At 66.9% G+C, this 13,676-nt stretch carries 14 protein-coding genes; 3 read left to right on the top strand and 11 right to left on the bottom strand.

All coding sequences use genetic code 11. The features are described from left to right. Positions 1 to 16: 16 nt before the first annotated feature. The 6 genes from hfq to dusB all read right to left on the bottom strand — a co-directional run bounded on the left by hfq (position 17) and on the right by dusB (position 7,875). The gene (hfq, locus tag BGO20_RS03825; RefSeq protein ID WP_055726983.1) at positions 17 to 265 is read right to left on the bottom strand and encodes an RNA chaperone Hfq; all 249 of its coding nucleotides are present in this window, start codon (positions 263 to 265) and stop codon (positions 17 to 19) included. 209 nt (positions 266 to 474) lie between these two features. After that, positions 475 to 1,842: a nitrogen assimilation response regulator NtrX gene (ntrX, locus tag BGO20_RS03820; RefSeq protein ID WP_291662541.1), complete on the bottom strand. Its 1,368-nt coding sequence runs from the start codon at positions 1,840 to 1,842 to the stop codon at positions 475 to 477. Then, on the bottom strand, positions 1,839 to 4,115 hold the full coding sequence (locus BGO20_RS03815) for a sensor histidine kinase NtrY-like (RefSeq protein WP_291662542.1): 2,277 nt from the start codon (positions 4,113 to 4,115) through the stop codon (positions 1,839 to 1,841). Before BGO20_RS03815 ends, ntrX begins: the two co-directional genes overlap by 4 nt. Positions 4,116 to 4,267: 152 nt before the next feature. Then, positions 4,268 to 5,719, bottom strand: a complete 1,452-nt coding sequence (ntrC, locus tag BGO20_RS03810; RefSeq protein WP_291662543.1) for a nitrogen regulation protein NR(I) — start codon at positions 5,717 to 5,719, stop codon at positions 4,268 to 4,270. A 15-nt stretch (positions 5,720 to 5,734) separates the two neighbouring features. Next, a complete protein-coding gene (locus BGO20_RS03805; protein ID WP_291662615.1) occupies positions 5,735 to 6,826 on the bottom strand; it encodes a two-component system sensor histidine kinase NtrB in 1,092 nt (363 codons plus the stop codon). Between the two features lie 62 nt (positions 6,827 to 6,888). After that, positions 6,889 to 7,875, bottom strand: coding sequence for a tRNA dihydrouridine synthase DusB (gene dusB / locus BGO20_RS03800; RefSeq protein WP_291662617.1), 987 nt, complete (start codon positions 7,873 to 7,875; stop codon positions 6,889 to 6,891). 181 nt (positions 7,876 to 8,056) lie between these two features. Here dusB and BGO20_RS03795 point away from each other — a divergent pair, with 181 nt between their 5' ends. Together BGO20_RS03795 and BGO20_RS03790 are read left to right on the top strand one after the other, a co-directional pair. Continuing rightward, positions 8,057 to 9,259 carry a bifunctional 2-C-methyl-D-erythritol 4-phosphate cytidylyltransferase/2-C-methyl-D-erythritol 2,4-cyclodiphosphate synthase gene (locus BGO20_RS03795; RefSeq protein WP_291662545.1) on the top strand — a complete coding sequence of 401 codons (1,203 nt, stop codon included), beginning with the start codon at positions 8,057 to 8,059 and terminating at the stop codon, positions 9,257 to 9,259. Positions 9,260 to 9,261: 2 nt separating this feature from the next. Beyond that, positions 9,262 to 9,759 (top strand): CinA family protein, encoded by a 498-nt coding sequence (locus tag BGO20_RS03790; RefSeq protein ID WP_291662546.1) that lies wholly within the window; start codon positions 9,262 to 9,264, stop codon positions 9,757 to 9,759. 4 nt (positions 9,760 to 9,763) lie between these two features. On the opposite strand, the gene BGO20_RS03785 is transcribed toward BGO20_RS03790, so the two are convergent. The 5 genes from BGO20_RS03785 to BGO20_RS03765 all read right to left on the bottom strand — a co-directional run bounded on the left by BGO20_RS03785 (position 9,764) and on the right by BGO20_RS03765 (position 12,634). Next, the gene (locus BGO20_RS03785) at positions 9,764 to 10,237 is read right to left on the bottom strand and encodes a type II toxin-antitoxin system RatA family toxin (RefSeq protein WP_291662547.1); all 474 of its coding nucleotides are present in this window, start codon (positions 10,235 to 10,237) and stop codon (positions 9,764 to 9,766) included. A 12-nt stretch (positions 10,238 to 10,249) separates the two neighbouring features. Next, positions 10,250 to 11,275, bottom strand: coding sequence for a lipoyl synthase (gene lipA / locus BGO20_RS03780; RefSeq protein WP_291662549.1), 1,026 nt, complete (start codon positions 11,273 to 11,275; stop codon positions 10,250 to 10,252). A gap of 97 nt (positions 11,276 to 11,372) precedes the next feature. Further along, a complete protein-coding gene (locus BGO20_RS03775) occupies positions 11,373 to 11,651 on the bottom strand; it encodes a GlsB/YeaQ/YmgE family stress response membrane protein (RefSeq protein WP_291662550.1) in 279 nt (92 codons plus the stop codon). Positions 11,652 to 11,760: 109 nt separating this feature from the next. Beyond that, the gene (locus BGO20_RS03770; protein ID WP_291662551.1) at positions 11,761 to 12,111 is read right to left on the bottom strand and encodes a winged helix-turn-helix domain-containing protein; all 351 of its coding nucleotides are present in this window, start codon (positions 12,109 to 12,111) and stop codon (positions 11,761 to 11,763) included. 10 nt (positions 12,112 to 12,121) lie between these two features. Then, positions 12,122 to 12,634, bottom strand: coding sequence for a GAF domain-containing protein (locus BGO20_RS03765; protein WP_291662553.1), 513 nt, complete (start codon positions 12,632 to 12,634; stop codon positions 12,122 to 12,124). On the opposite strand from BGO20_RS03765, the gene BGO20_RS03760 reads away from it, so the two are divergent. Continuing rightward, a complete protein-coding gene (locus tag BGO20_RS03760) occupies positions 12,617 to 13,582 on the top strand; it encodes a class I SAM-dependent methyltransferase (protein ID WP_291662554.1) in 966 nt (321 codons plus the stop codon). The genes BGO20_RS03765 and BGO20_RS03760 overlap by 18 nt on opposite strands. Positions 13,583 to 13,676: the final 94 nt, after the last annotated feature.

The raw sequence follows: 13,676 nt of genomic DNA, 5'->3' as shown, positions 1-13,676 counted from the left end.
GCGACCTGCCGCCAAATCAGTTCTTGTCCGTGTCCTCGGGCTCGAACAGCTGCACCGGATGGCCGGGCATGATGGTCGAGATGGCGTGCTTGTAAACCAGCTGCGAGTGGCCGTCACGCCGCAGCAGCACACAGAAATTGTCGAACCAGGTGACGACGCCCTGCAGCTTGACGCCGTTGACGAGGAAGATCGTCAGCGGAATCTTCTGCTTGCGCACATGGTTGAGGAAAGTGTCCTGGAGGTTTTGCGCGCGCTCAGCGGCCATGGGTAGTCCCTATTGTTGGGATCGCCGATCGGATTGTACCCGCGATCCAATTCGTCCCGTTCTGGCCGATGGGTCATCCCATCGGCCCCAGGACACCGACATCACATTAGATCGTTGACTTGCCACGCAACGCAAGTGCAGCAAAGCCGTGTTTTTGAGCATCGAACCTGCGTTTCGCGCAAATGCGCATGCATTCGACGCCTGACGCCTCAGCCGACCCCGAGCGACTTGAGCTTGCGGTGCAAGGCGGAGCGCTCCATGCCGATGAATTCCGCGGTGCGCGAGATATTGCCCGAGAACCGCGCGATCTGCGCGATGAGATATTCGCGCTCGAAGATCTCGCGGGCATCGCGCAGCGGCAGGCTCATCAGCCGCTCGCCACCCGAGCCGGAGGGCGTGGTCGGCACCATCGCGCCAACCTCGGCCGGCAGCATCTCGACCGTGATCTCGGCAGAGGGATCACCCTTGGTCAGGATCATCAGCCGCTCGACGTTGTTGCGCAATTCGCGAACATTGCCCGGCCATTCGTGGGATTGCAGCACCGCCATCGCATCCGATCCGATCCGACGCTTCGGCAGTCCACTCGCGACCGAGATCTGGTCCATGAAGAACTCGATCAGCTCGGGCACGTCCTCGCGTCGCTCCGAGAGCGGCGGCACCTTGATCGGCACGACGCCGAGACGGTGGTAGAGGTCCTCGCGAAAGCGCCCGTCGGCGATGAGCTGCGCGAGGTCGCGGCTCGACGACGAGATGATCCGCACGTCGACATGGACGCGCGTCGCGCCGCCGAGGCGCTGGAAGTTCTGGTCGACGAGGACGCGAAGGATGCGATTCTGCGTCTCGCGCGGCATGTCGCCGATCTCGTCGATATAGAGCGAGCCGCCATGGGCCTCCTCGAGTGCGCCGATGCGGCGCGTGCGGCCATCGCCACCCTCGATGCCGAAGAGCTCCTCCTCCATCGTCTCGGGCGTGATCGTCGCCGCGTTGATGACGACGAAGGGCCCCGACGAACGGCTGGACGCCTCGTGCAGCGTGCGCGCCGCGAGCTCCTTTCCGCAGCCCGGCTCGCCCGTGATCAGGACGCGCGCATTGGTCGGCGCGACACGTTCGATCGTCTGGCGAAGCTGGTTGACGACGGTCGAGCGGCCGACGATGCGATTGGCCTGGACCGACCGGGTCTTGAGCTCCCGCACCTCGCGCCGCAAGCGCGAGGCCTCCAGTGCCCGTTCCGCCACCAGAACCAGTCGGTCCGCCTTGAACGGCTTTTCGATGAAGTCGTAGGCGCCGCTCTTGATCGCGGAAACAGCCGTCTCGATGTTGCCGTGGCCCGAGATCATCACCACGGCGAGATCGGGATGACTCTCCTTGATCAGCTCGAGCACCTGCAGCCCGTCGAGACGGCTCCCCTGCAGCCAGATGTCGAGGAAGACGAGATTCGGGCGGCGCGCGGCGATCGCGGCCAGCGCCTCATCGGCCGAGCCGGCCTTGCGGGTCCGATAGCCCTCGTCTTCGAGAAGGCCGGCGACCAGATCGCGGATATCGACCTCGTCGTCCACCACCAGGATGTCAGCACTCATAGGCGTGTCCCATTCTGCATCTCTTCATCGGGGGCGCCGCCGCCCTGACGGGCGGCCTCCGCGCCGCTGTCGGCCTCCTGCTCCGGGCCATTTTCGGGGAACCACAGCCTGATCCGCGCACCGCGCAAACCGTCGGCGCGATCGAGCAACTCGATGCCGCCGCCATGGTCCTCGAGAATCTTGCCGACGATGGCAAGGCCGAGCCCGGTCCCGCCCTCGCGCGTCGTCATGTAGGGCTCCAGCAGCTTCTGGCGCTGGTCGGCCGGCAAGCCCTTGCCGTTGTCGGTCACGTCGATGACGATCCGGCCGTCGCTCCAGCGCGCGAACTGGACATCGATCAGGCCCTGCCCACGCCCCTCGGGCGGCACCGCCTCGATCGCCTCCGTCGCGTTCTTGATGACGTTGGTCAAGGCCTGCGAGATCAGGCGACGGTCGAAACGCGCCGGCACCACCTCGGCGGGCAGGTTCTCCTCGATCCTCGTCTCCGGGTTGCCGACCCGCCAGAGAAAGACGATCTGGCGGACCGTCTCGACGATGTCCTCGCGCAAGAGCGCCGGCTTCGGCATCCGTGCGAAGGACGAGAACTCGTCGACCATGCGCCGGATGTCCTCGACCTGCCTGACGATGGTTTCGGTGCATTGGTCGAAGACATCCTTGCCTTCGACGATCACCTTGCCGAAACGCCGCTTGATGCGCTCGGCGGAGAGCTGGATCGGCGTCAGCGGATTTTTGATCTCGTGGGCGATGCGCCGCGCGACATCCGCCCAGGCCGCGGTGCGCTGCGCCGAGACGAGGTCGGTGATGTCGTCGAGCGTCACCACGAGCCCGGCATTGACGCCCTCGCCTTCGTGAACGGCACGGACGTTGACCACCCGCTCCTGCCCCGCACGCGAGATGGTCACCTGGCCCGAGCTATGACGCTGACGGCCGTGCAGCGCGTCCGCGACAAAGCTCGCCACCTCTGGTGCGATCTCCGCGATCGGCTTGCCCAGCAGCCGGCCGCCGGTGCCGAGCAGGCTCTCGGCCGAGCGGTTGATGATGGTGATATGGCCCTCGCCGTCGAGGCTCAGCACGCCGGAAGAAACGCCGGCCAGCACGGTCTCGGTAAAGCGGCGGCGGCGATCGATGACCTCGCTGGCCGTGACCAGCCCGTCGCGCTGCCGCCGCAACTCTGCGGTCATCTTGTTGAAGGTTTCCCCGAGATGGGCGAGATCGCCTTCCGACCGCTTGATCGGCACCTGGACGTAGAAATTCCCGCTCGAGACCTGATCGGTCGCGTGGATCATCCTCCGGATCGGCGCCACCAGCCGGTTCGCGAAGCTGAGACCGAGCCAGATGGCCGAAAGCAGCAGGATCAGGGCGATCAAGCCGTACATCGAGGCGAAGGCGATCTGGACGCCCTTCCGGCGGGCGTCGATCGAGAGGTATTCGACCGCCGCGCCGCGGGCGACTGCGGGGAACTCGACGGCCAGCGGGTCGACCTCGCGGGCGATGTAGAGGAAGCCGTCATAGACCGGCAGTTTCAGCAAGGCGCCGAAGACCCGGCTGGTTCGCGGGATGACGCAGATCGGGTCCGGCGCCGCCTGCGCGTCGTCGAAGGCTGCCTTGTCAGGCTTGGGCGGGTCCTTCAGCACGTCGATATTGGCGCGCGCGATGGTCTTGTCCGGCGGCTGCATGATCGCCGCCACGGGGACGCCCAGCGCCGTCGCCCGGGCCGTCAGGAAATTGTCGAACCATTTGCGATCGACCTCGAAGGCCGGCTTGGCGCGCGTCAGGTCATCCGCGAGTATGCGAATTTCACGCCCCAGCGACTTGCACTGGCTGGCGGCATAGGCGTCGGCCACCTCGACCGACTTGAAGATGGCGTCACGCATCCGGTCAGAGAACCATGGCTCAAGCCCTCGCTCGATCGTCACCGTTGCGATGACCGCGACGAGAATGGCGGGCAAGGCGGCGATGAAGCTGAACAGGCCGACGATGCGGACATGCAGACCGGCCGCCGCCGCGCCGGCCTTGCGGGCGCGGATCAGCACCGCCGCCTCGAAGACGACGATCACCATCAGGGCCAGAATCAGCAGCGCATTCAACACGAACACGCCGATGACGACTTCGTGCACCGGCGCGATCGGCGTCGAGCCGGAAAGCACGAGGAAGGTCAGGAGCGCCGAGACGAGCGCCAGAACGACGATGATTCCGCCGATCCAACCCGAGACGTGGCGCGTCTTCTCCTCCGCGCGCGGCACGATCCTGGTGTCACTCACGGATACCGACACGATATTTGACAACTCCGATGGCGCGGGCCACGCGAACGGCATCGCTCGCGGGCGTCACTGATGCGCCGGGGCAACGGTGTTGTCAAAATATGACATGGGCAAGGCAGCCATTCTCAAGGCGAGCTGCCAGGCTGAAAAGATGGAAATCGCCGTCAGCGCGGCGTGCGGACCACCTGCATGTCGAGCTCGCGGATCTTCTTGCGCAGCGTGTTGCGGTTGAGTCCGAGCAGCTCGGCCGCCCGAATCTGATTGCCTCGCGTGGCGGCGAGGGCGGCAGCGATCAGCGGCGGCTCGATCTCCCGCAAAATGCGATGATAGAGACCCGGCGGCGGAATATTATCACCAAAGCCGCCGAAATAGTGCGTCAGATGGCGCTCGACGGAACCGGAGAGCGTCTCGGCTCGCTCCGGCGCGGCGCCGGGGCCAGCGAAGCCAGGCGCAGCGGTCGCGGGCTGCAGCTCGGCCTCGACGATCGGCGCCGTGATGGTTTCCTGTGGATAGAGCGCGGCCAGCCGCCGCACGAGATTCTCAAGCTCGCGAACGTTGCCGGGCCAACGATAGCGCCGCATCGCGTCCATCGCTTCCGAATCGACCTGCTTTCGCGGCAGGCCCTCCTTCTCGACCAGCGAGAAGAAGTGACGGACGAGGTCCGGGATGTCCTCGACGCGCTCGCGCAAGGGCGGCAGGCGGATCGGCACCACGTTCAGCCGGAAGAACAGATCCTCCCGGAACAGACCCTGTGCGATCGAGATGCGCAGGTCCTTGTTGGTCGCGGCGACGATACGGACATTGGTCTTGATCGGGGTTCTGCCGCCGACCGTGGTGTACTCGCCCTGCTGGAGCACGCGCAGCAGCCTCGTCTGCGCCTCCATCGGCATGTCGCCGATCTCGTCGAGGAAGAGCGTGCCGCCTTCCGCCTGCTCGAAGCGGCCGGAAGAACGGGTCAGCGCGCCGGTGAAGGCGCCTTTCTCGTGGCCGAACAATTCCGATTCGATCAGGTCCTTCGGGATCGCCGCCATGTTGATCGCGACGAACGGCCCGTTCTTGCGCTTGCCGTAATCGTGCAGCGCACGCGCCACGAGCTCCTTGCCGGTGCCCGACTCGCCGTTGATCATCACCGTCAGATCGATCGGCATCAGGCGGGCGAGCGCGCGGTAGACGTCCTGCATCGCAGGCGAGCGCCCGATCAGCGGGATATCCTCGGCCTCGTTCATCTGGCTGCGCGCCGCATCGCCGCGTGGCCGCGACATGGCCCGGCCGACGATGGCGACGAGTTCCTTCAGGTCGAAAGGCTTGGGCAGGTATTCGTAGGCGCCGCGCTCCGAGGCCTTGATCGCGGTCATGAACGTGTTCTGGGCGCTCATCACGATGATCGGCAATTCCGGCCGCACCCGCTTGATCCGCGGCAGCAGGTCGAAAGCGTTGCCATCGGGCATGACGACGTCGGTGATGATCAGGTCGCCCAAGCCCTGTGCCGCCCAGGTCCAGAGCGTCGCAGCCTGCCCCGTGGTGCGGACCTCGTAGCCCGCCCTCGCCAGAGCCTGGTTAAGGACCGTGCGAATCGCGGCGTCGTCATCGGCTACGAGAATGTTCCCGGTCGGCATGTCTTCGCGTCGGCCTTACGTTGCCTGTCCCTGGCGCTGGTGCAGGGGCAGGAGGATTCTGAAACTGGTGCGGCGAGGAACGGACTCGCATTCGACGATGCCGCCGTGATCCCCGATCACCTTGGCGACGAGTGCAAGTCCAAGGCCACTTCCCTGGGCCTTGGTCGTGACAAAGGGATCGAAGAGGTGCTGAAGCAGGTCCGGCGGCACGCCGGGCCCGTTGTCGCGCACGACGATTTCCAGCGGCAGCGCGATGCGGTCCTGCGAACCCGGGACCTGCATGCGGATGCCCGGGCGATAGGCCGTCGACAAGGTGATCTCGCCGTCGATCGCTTGTTCGCCAACCGCTTCGGCGGCGTTCTTCACCAGATTGAGCAGAACCTGGACGAGCTGGTCGCGGTTGCCCGCAACCGGTGGCAGCGACGGATCATAGATCTCGCTGAAGCGAATGTGCCGGGCGAAGCCGGATTGCGCCAGGCGCTTCACGTGATCAAGCACGTCGTGAACATTGACCGCGTCGCGCTCGCTCGGGCGCTCATCGCCGAACAGCTCGACGCGCTCGACGAGTTTCACGATCCGGTCGGTCTCGTCGCAGATCAGCTGGGTCAGCATCCTGTCGGCGTCCGAGATCGAGCCCTCGAGCAATTGGGCTGCGCCCCTGATCCCCGAGAGCGGATTCTTGATCTCGTGGGCGAGCATCGCGCCCAGCGCCGTGATCGACCGCGCTGCCCCACGATGCGTCAGTTGCCTGTCCATTTTTTCAGCAATTGTTCGTTCTTGCAGCATCAGGACGACGGCATCGTGCTGTCCGGGCAAGGGCGAGGCAAAGACATCGACGATGCGCTCGACGCCGAGACGGGGCGAGCTGAGATCGAGCCGATACTCGCTGACGCTGGCGCCGCGGCGATTGACCTCCTCGACCAGCGCCAGCACCGGGGAACCGAAAGGGATCAGGTCGTCGAGGCTCTGGCGCTTGAGAAGCGCCACGCTGGACTGGAAGAAATCCTCGGCGGCCATGTTGGCGTAGAGAATGCCGTGCTCGTCGCCGACGACGAGCACAGGCATGGGCAGGACGTTGAGCGCCTGCAATTCGAGGGGGTCCAGCATGTAGCGGGCCTGTTCCCGGATGCGCTTTTCGACGAGGGTCACTGTCTTCCCCTTCGAGCCGTTCAGGCCGCTTCGCGACGCTGCGTGGAGAAAAGGCCCGTCAGGGCTTCCACGACCTGCCGTGGGTTCTCCGATGTCAGAAGAATGCGTCGCCGCTCCGGATCCGCCTCGCAGCCATCCGCCAGAGCATCGTCCGCATAGGCAGCCAGATGCTTGCGGGCGTGGCGGACGCCATGGGCCACGCCCATCAAGGCCAGAAGCCCTTCGTAGTGCTCGCGCGCCATCGCCAGCTTGTCGGCGAGCGTCACCGGCATCTGCGGCGCCTCCTCGATTCCCGCACCGATGGCGCCGACCAGCCAGGGGCGCCCGAGCGCGGCACGGCCGATCATGACGAAATCGGCGCCCGACTGCGCAAGGCAGGCTCGCGCGTCCGCGACGTCGTGGATGTCGCCGTTGGCCACAAGCGGGAAATCGCCCGCCGCCCTCACCTGGGCGATTGCGCGCCAGTCCGCGGTGCCCTTGTAGAACTGCTGCCGGGTGCGGCCATGCACGGTGATCAGCCGCGCACCCGCGGCGACGGCGCGGCGCGCCAGCTCGGGCGCGTTTCTCGTGGCATCGTCCCAGCCGAGGCGCATCTTCACCGTCACCGGGATGGTCACGGCCGCGACCGCGGCTTCGACCAGGCCGACCGCATGGTCGAGATCCCGCATCAGCGCCGAACCGGCCCAGCCGCCGGTCACCTTCTTGGCGGGGCACCCCATATTGATGTCGACGATGGCCGCGCCGTTGGCCTCTGCCAGCCTTGCGGCCTCGCCGAGCCAGTGCGGATCGCAACCGGCCAGTTGCACGACATGAGGGGATACGCCCTCCCCCTCGGCGCGAATCCGGGCCTCCTCGCTGCCACGCACGAACTCGTCCGACGCCACCATCTCGGAGACGACGACGCCGGCGCGGAAACGCCCGGCAATGCGGCGCATGACGATATCGGTCACCCCCGACATCGGCGCGAGGAACGCGCGGGACTGAATCGGAATACCGGCGATCTGCAACAAACTCACAGCCTGCTTTTGAGGCAATCTCTGGGATGCATATTTATTGGACAATGCTGCGAGTGCGCAAGTACCTTCAGGTTGATACCGCAATGCAACATCGACGCACCCCCTGCCCGAGCGGAGCGGAATTGGCTATGGCTTTTGCCGATTGCCGTTCTTCCAGCCAGGATCAGGGATCGTGTCGGGCTCGATCGAAACCTCCGCCGTTGCCGCCCTCATCGTCGCCGCGGGACGCGGCCTGCGCGCCGGCGGAGACCGGCCGAAGCAGTATCGGCTGGTGGAAGGGCGGCCCGTCCTGGCCCGTGCGCTGATGCCGTTCCTGGCGGATGCCGCGATCGACAGGGTCGCCGTCGTCATCGGCGAGGGCGACGAGCAGCGCTACGCCGATGCGGTCGAGGGCCTCGACGCGACCCGCCTCGCGCGCCCCGTCACGGGCGGCGCGACACGGCAGGCATCGGTGCGGCTCGGCCTGCGCGCGCTGGCGCGGGACGGCTTCAGGGGCATCGTTCTGGTCCATGACGCAGCACGCCCGTTCGTCTCGCCGGCCCAGATCGGCGGCGCCGTGCAGGCGCTGGCAGCGGGCGAGGTCGCCGCCGTCCCGGCACTTCCCGTCACCGACACGATCAAGCGAACAGATGACAGCGGGCATATTATCGAGACGCCGCCGCGCGACCGGCTCGTCAGCGTACAGACGCCGCAAGCCTTCCGGCTCGCCCCCCTGCTTGCCGCCCACGACGCCGCGGAGGCCGCCGCGCTGGATGGCTTCACCGATGACGCCGCGATCATGGAATGGGCCGGTCACGCCGTCGCGACCTTTCCCGGCGACCCCGCCAATACCAAGCTGACCCACCCGGAGGATTTTCTCCGGACGGGCCGGCAGCCTGCCGTGCAACTCGTCACGCGGGTCGGCACGGGCTACGATGTCCACGCCTTCGGCCCCGGCGATCATGTCTGGCTGGGCGGCGTGCGGATCGAGCACGAGCGCGGCGTCACGGCCCATTCGGACGGCGACGTCGCCCTGCATGCCCTGACAGACGCGCTGCTCGGCGCGCTCGCCGACGGCGACATCGGCAGCCATTTTCCGCCGAGCGACCCGCAATGGCGCGGGGCGCGCTCGGCACAGTTCCTCGCCTTCGCGGCCGAACGCGTGCGCGTGCGCGGCGGGCGCATCGACCATCTCGATCTCACCATCGTCTGCGAAGCGCCGAAGGTGGGCCCGCATCGCGAAGCCATGCGGGCCGCCATTGCCGCCGCCGCCGCCATCGCTCCGCAGCGCGTGGCGATCAAGGCCACGACGTCGGAGCGCATGGGCTTTACCGGGCGGCGCGAAGGGCTTGCTGCCCTGGCCACCGCGACGATCCGCCTGCCCGAGGAGGAATGACGATGTTCGACCTCGACATCCGCTCGCTGGCCGCCGAGTTGCTCAACATGAGCAAGGAGCGCGGCTTCACGGTCGCCACCGTCGAATCCTGCACAGGCGGCCTCGTCTGCGGAGCCCTGACGACCGTCGCCGGCTCCTCGTCCATGGTCCAGGGTGGCCTGATAACCTATGCCAACGAGGCCAAGGCCGCCCTCGCCGGCGTGCCCGTCGAGATGATCGCGCGCCACGGCGCCGTCAGCGAGCCCGTCGCTCGCGCCATGGCGGAGGGCGGCCGCGGGCGCCTCAATGCGACCTTCGCGGTCTCGATCACCGGGGTCGCCGGACCGGGCGGGGGCAGTGTCGAGAAGCCCGTCGGCCTCGTGCATTTCGCCTGCGCCGGCCCCTCCGGCACCCGTCATCGCGAGCGCCGCTTCGGCGAACGCTCCCGCGACGAGATCCGCCGGCTCAGCGTGCTCGAAGCGCTCGACCTGCTGCGCGAGACCGTGCTGACCGGCCCGTGATGCCTCAGATGCCCAGCGCCGGCGCACCACCGCGCCCATAGACCAGATCCGCCCGGCGCTCGAAGGCCTCCGAGAACTTGCGAAAGGCCTTGTCGAACATCGCACCCATCAGCATGCCGAGCATGCGGCTGGCGAAATCGTAGGAGATGAAAAAGCCGACCTCGCAGCCCGCCTCATGCGGCCTGAAGGTCCAACGATTCTCCAGGTGACGGAACGGTCCGTCGACATATTCCACGAGGATCTTCAGATTCGCGGGATCGAGTGTGACGCGGCTGGTGAAGGTTTCGCGGATCGCCTTGTAGCCGACCGTCATATCGGCGACGAGCACCTCGCCGCCGCCCTCGCGCCGCGTGCGTCGCCGCACGACCAGGCCCTCGCACAGCGGCAGGAACTGCGGGTATTTCTCGACATCCGCTACCAGCGCGAACATCTGCTCGGGTGAATGCTTCACCCGGCGCGTGCTGTTGAACATCGGCATCGCGGATGCGCCTCAGCCGCGGCTATTGTGGCCGATCCCGATCTGGGCATCGCGCGCGGCACGCAGCCGGGCGAAATCTTCGCCGGCATGGTGCGAGGAGCGGGTCAGCGGCGTCGAGGACACCATCAGAAAGCCCTTGGCGTAGGCGATGGTCTCGAAGCTCTTGAACTCGTCGGGCGTAACGAAGCGGATGACCGCGTGATGCTTGCGCGAGGGCGCCAGGTACTGGCCGATGGTCATGAAGTCGACCTCCGCCGAGCGCAGGTCGTCCATCAGCTGGAGCACCTCGTTCCGCTCCTCGCCTAGGCCAACCATGATGCCGGACTTGGTGAAGATGGTCGGGTCGAGCTCCTTCACCCGCTGCAGCAGCCTGAGCGAATGGAAATAACGCGCGCCTGGCCGCACCTTGAGGTACTTGCCCGGAACGGTTTCGAGATTGTGGTTGAAAACGTCCGGCTTGGCCGCCACGACCACCTCGAGCGCGCCCGGCTTGCGCAGGAAATCGGGCGTCAGGATCTCGATGGTCGTGCCCGGCGACGCCTTGCGGATCGCACGGATGACGTTGGCGAAATGCTCAGCGCCGCCGTCCTTCAGGTCGTCGCGGTCGACCGAGGTGATGACGACATGCTCGAGCCCGAGCTTGGCGACGGCGTCGGCCACCTTCCGCGGCTCTTCCAGATCGAGCGGCTGCGGCACCCCGGTCTTGACGTTGCAGAAGGCGCAGGCGCGCGTGCAGGTGTCGCCCATGATCATGAAGGTGGCGTGCTTCTTTTCCCAGCACTCGCCGATGTTCGGGCAACCGGCCTCCTCGCAGACCGTCACCAGCTTCTCGGCCTTCACGATCTTCTGCGTCTCGGCCCATTTCGGCGAGCCTGGTGCCTTGACGCGAATCCAGTCCGGCTTGCGCAGGATCGGGTTTTCCGGCCGCTTCTGCTTCTCGGGATGGCGCAGCTCCGCCGCGGGCTGGCCCGATGCGGACTTCGGATTGCCGGCATTGGGCCGCGGATCGCGGTTCAGCAGGTCGAGAACAAGCGCCATATCAGGGTCCGGGCTTCGACAGCAGGAGCCGGCTCGGCCGGCCCCCCTTAGCTAATCCCCAAAGTCCGGTCCCGCAACTGCAAGGCCGCCGCACCCGTCAGCCGCGCCCGCGCGCCGCGTTCCAGATCACGATGATGACGACGGCCCCGGCCACCGCGGCCGTCAACGTGCGCCAGAAGCCGAAAACCGGAACATCGAGCAATTCCGCGATCTTGGCCCCGACGAAGGACCCGGCTACGCCGACCAGCATGTTGGTGAACAGCCCATGGTCGGACGAGGTCAGTCTTTCGGCGATCCAGCCGGCGATCAGGCCGATCAGCAGGGTCATGAAGAAGCCGTAGCCCGGCTGGGCCATGGTGGCGGCAAAGCTTTCCATCGAAGACCTCCAACGGCATCGTCGTGCGCGCTCGCGCAGCGGACGATCGTCCGACGGGGAAGGCCATGCGGTCAATGAGGTGCGCGGCAAACCATCGGCGGCTTCGACATCAATCGCCGCCAGGCGGCGCGATTTCCGCCTGAAGCGCCGCCAGATGCTCGGCCGCGGCATCGGCCGCGACCTTCTCGACGGCGCGAAAGCGGCTGACCAGAGCCTCGCCGAGACGCGTCAGGCTGGCTCCCCCACCATTCCGGCCACCCACCTGCCGCTGCACTACCGGCTGCCCGAAGAGCGCGTTGAGTTCCTCGACCAGGTCCCAGGCGCGCCGATAAGACATCTCCATCGCCCGTCCCGCCGCCGAAATCGAACCCAGAGCCGCGATATTCTCGAGCAATTCGATCTTGCCCGGGCCGATGCGGCCTTCGGGATCGAGCTGAATACGCAGGGTGAGCGAAGGCACAGGCCGGCCTCTACGAGGCCCTGGCCAGCGCCGGCACCTGCGCCCATGCTGCGAGGTAGATCGCCGCGACACGCTCGATGCCGGCCTGATCGGCCTCGTCGAAACGCGCCACCGATGGACTGTCGAGATCGATCACGCCGATGACCCCTTCGGAGCCGATCAGCGGGACGACCAGTTCGGATCGCGACGCCGCATCGCAGGCGATATGTCCGGGAAAGGCATGAACATCCTCGACGAGGATCGCACTGCGCCGCGCGACCGCGGTGCCGCAGACCCCCGCGCCGACCGCGATGCGCACGCATGCCGGCCGCCCCTGGAACGGACCGAGCACCAGCTCCCCCTCGCGCATCATGTAGAATCCGGCCCAGTTCAGGTCCGGCATCATCTGGAACAGCAGAGCCGCTGTGTTCGCGGCGTTGGCGATCGGGTCGGTCTCGCCATGCAGCAGCGCCTCGAGCTGCTGGGCAAGCTCGCGGTAGAACTCCGCCTTGTCGCCGGTCTCGATGTGGCGCGCTTCGAACATGATCTTGCGTCCTCGGAAACGTCGCCGTTTCCTAACACCTTCGGCTCGGCTTCGCCATGCGCGGGGCAGGCCGGGGAGTCTTTGTCACAATCGTGCCATCGAGATGCGGGCATGGCTTGCGGCTGTTTGCGGTCGAGCGAGCGCGAGGGCGGAATGGACGGCAGCCACGGTCACGCGACGCGGCATGCGGACGGTAGCGCGGGTGACGCCGATTACGGCCGGATCGGGCATCGCTACGCCTCCTATCGCCAGCCGGAGCCTGCGATTGCTGCGCAGATCGCGGCTGCGCTCGGCCCGGCCGCGGCGGTCCTGAACGTCGGCGCAGGCGCCGGCTCCTACGAGCCGCGCGAGCGCGCTGTCACGGCCGTCGAGCCTTCCGCTTCGATGCGCGCGCAACGCCCCGCCGGGATCGCGGCCGCAATCGATGCGACGGCGGAGCATCTGCCTTTTCCGGATAAGGCTTTCGACGCAGCCATGGCGACCTTTACCGTCCACCAATGGCAGGACCTCGGCGCCGGCCTGCGCGAGATGCGGCGCGTGACACGCGGGCCCGTCGTGATCCTGTCCTGCGACCCGGAACTGGTGGAGGCCTTCTGGCTTGCAGACTATGCGCCGAAGGTGCTGGCGACCGAGGCCAAGCGTTATCCCCGGCTCGACCAGATCGGCCGGATGCTCGGCGGCAGCGTCGAGACGGTGCCGGTCGCCATTCCGCTCGCGTGCCGCGACGGTTTCAACGAGGCGTATTACGGTCGTCCCGAGCGTTTTCTCGACGAAGGCGCACGTTTGGCCTGTTCGGCCTGGAGCTTCGTCGATGCTGCGGAGAACGCCGCCTCGATCGAGCGACTGCGAAGCGACCTTGCCTCCGGCGCATGGGATGCGCGCTACGGCTCACTGCGTCGCCAGCCAAGCTATCACGGCTCGCTTCGGCTGGTGATCTCGCACGGCTGAGCCACCATCGCGAATACCCGGCGACGGCCCCGGGGGCGTGCAAAGACCGACCTTCCCCTTCAGGGACGGCGGTCGTCACGGTGATGGCGATGAC

This window comes from Allobosea sp. 67-29 (assembly GCF_001898115.1).
Lineage (GTDB): Bacteria > Pseudomonadota > Alphaproteobacteria > Rhizobiales > Beijerinckiaceae > Allobosea.
Note: the sequence above shows the minus strand (reverse complement) of the source record. Positions and strands in the feature narration are given on the sequence as shown.

Coding starts and splice junctions, on each gene's coding strand:
- BGO20_RS03790 (WP_291662546.1), top strand. CDS start 9,262: ATGTTCGACCTCGACATCCGCTCGCTGGCCGCCGAGTTGCTCAACATG.
- BGO20_RS03805 (WP_291662615.1), bottom strand. CDS start 6,826: ATGCTGGACCCCCTCGAATTGCAGGCGCTCAACGTCCTGCCCATGCCT.
- BGO20_RS03765 (WP_291662553.1), bottom strand. CDS start 12,634: ATGTTCGAAGCGCGCCACATCGAGACCGGCGACAAGGCGGAGTTCTAC.
- ntrX (WP_291662541.1), bottom strand. CDS start 1,842: ATGAGTGCTGACATCCTGGTGGTGGACGACGAGGTCGATATCCGCGAT.
- BGO20_RS03785 (WP_291662547.1), bottom strand. CDS start 10,237: ATGCCGATGTTCAACAGCACGCGCCGGGTGAAGCATTCACCCGAGCAG.
- ntrC (WP_291662543.1), bottom strand. CDS start 5,719: ATGCCGACCGGGAACATTCTCGTAGCCGATGACGACGCCGCGATTCGC.
- BGO20_RS03775 (WP_291662550.1), bottom strand. CDS start 11,651: ATGGAAAGCTTTGCCGCCACCATGGCCCAGCCGGGCTACGGCTTCTTC.
- hfq (WP_055726983.1), bottom strand. CDS start 265: ATGGCCGCTGAGCGCGCGCAAAACCTCCAGGACACTTTCCTCAACCAT.
- lipA (WP_291662549.1), bottom strand. CDS start 11,275: ATGGCGCTTGTTCTCGACCTGCTGAACCGCGATCCGCGGCCCAATGCC.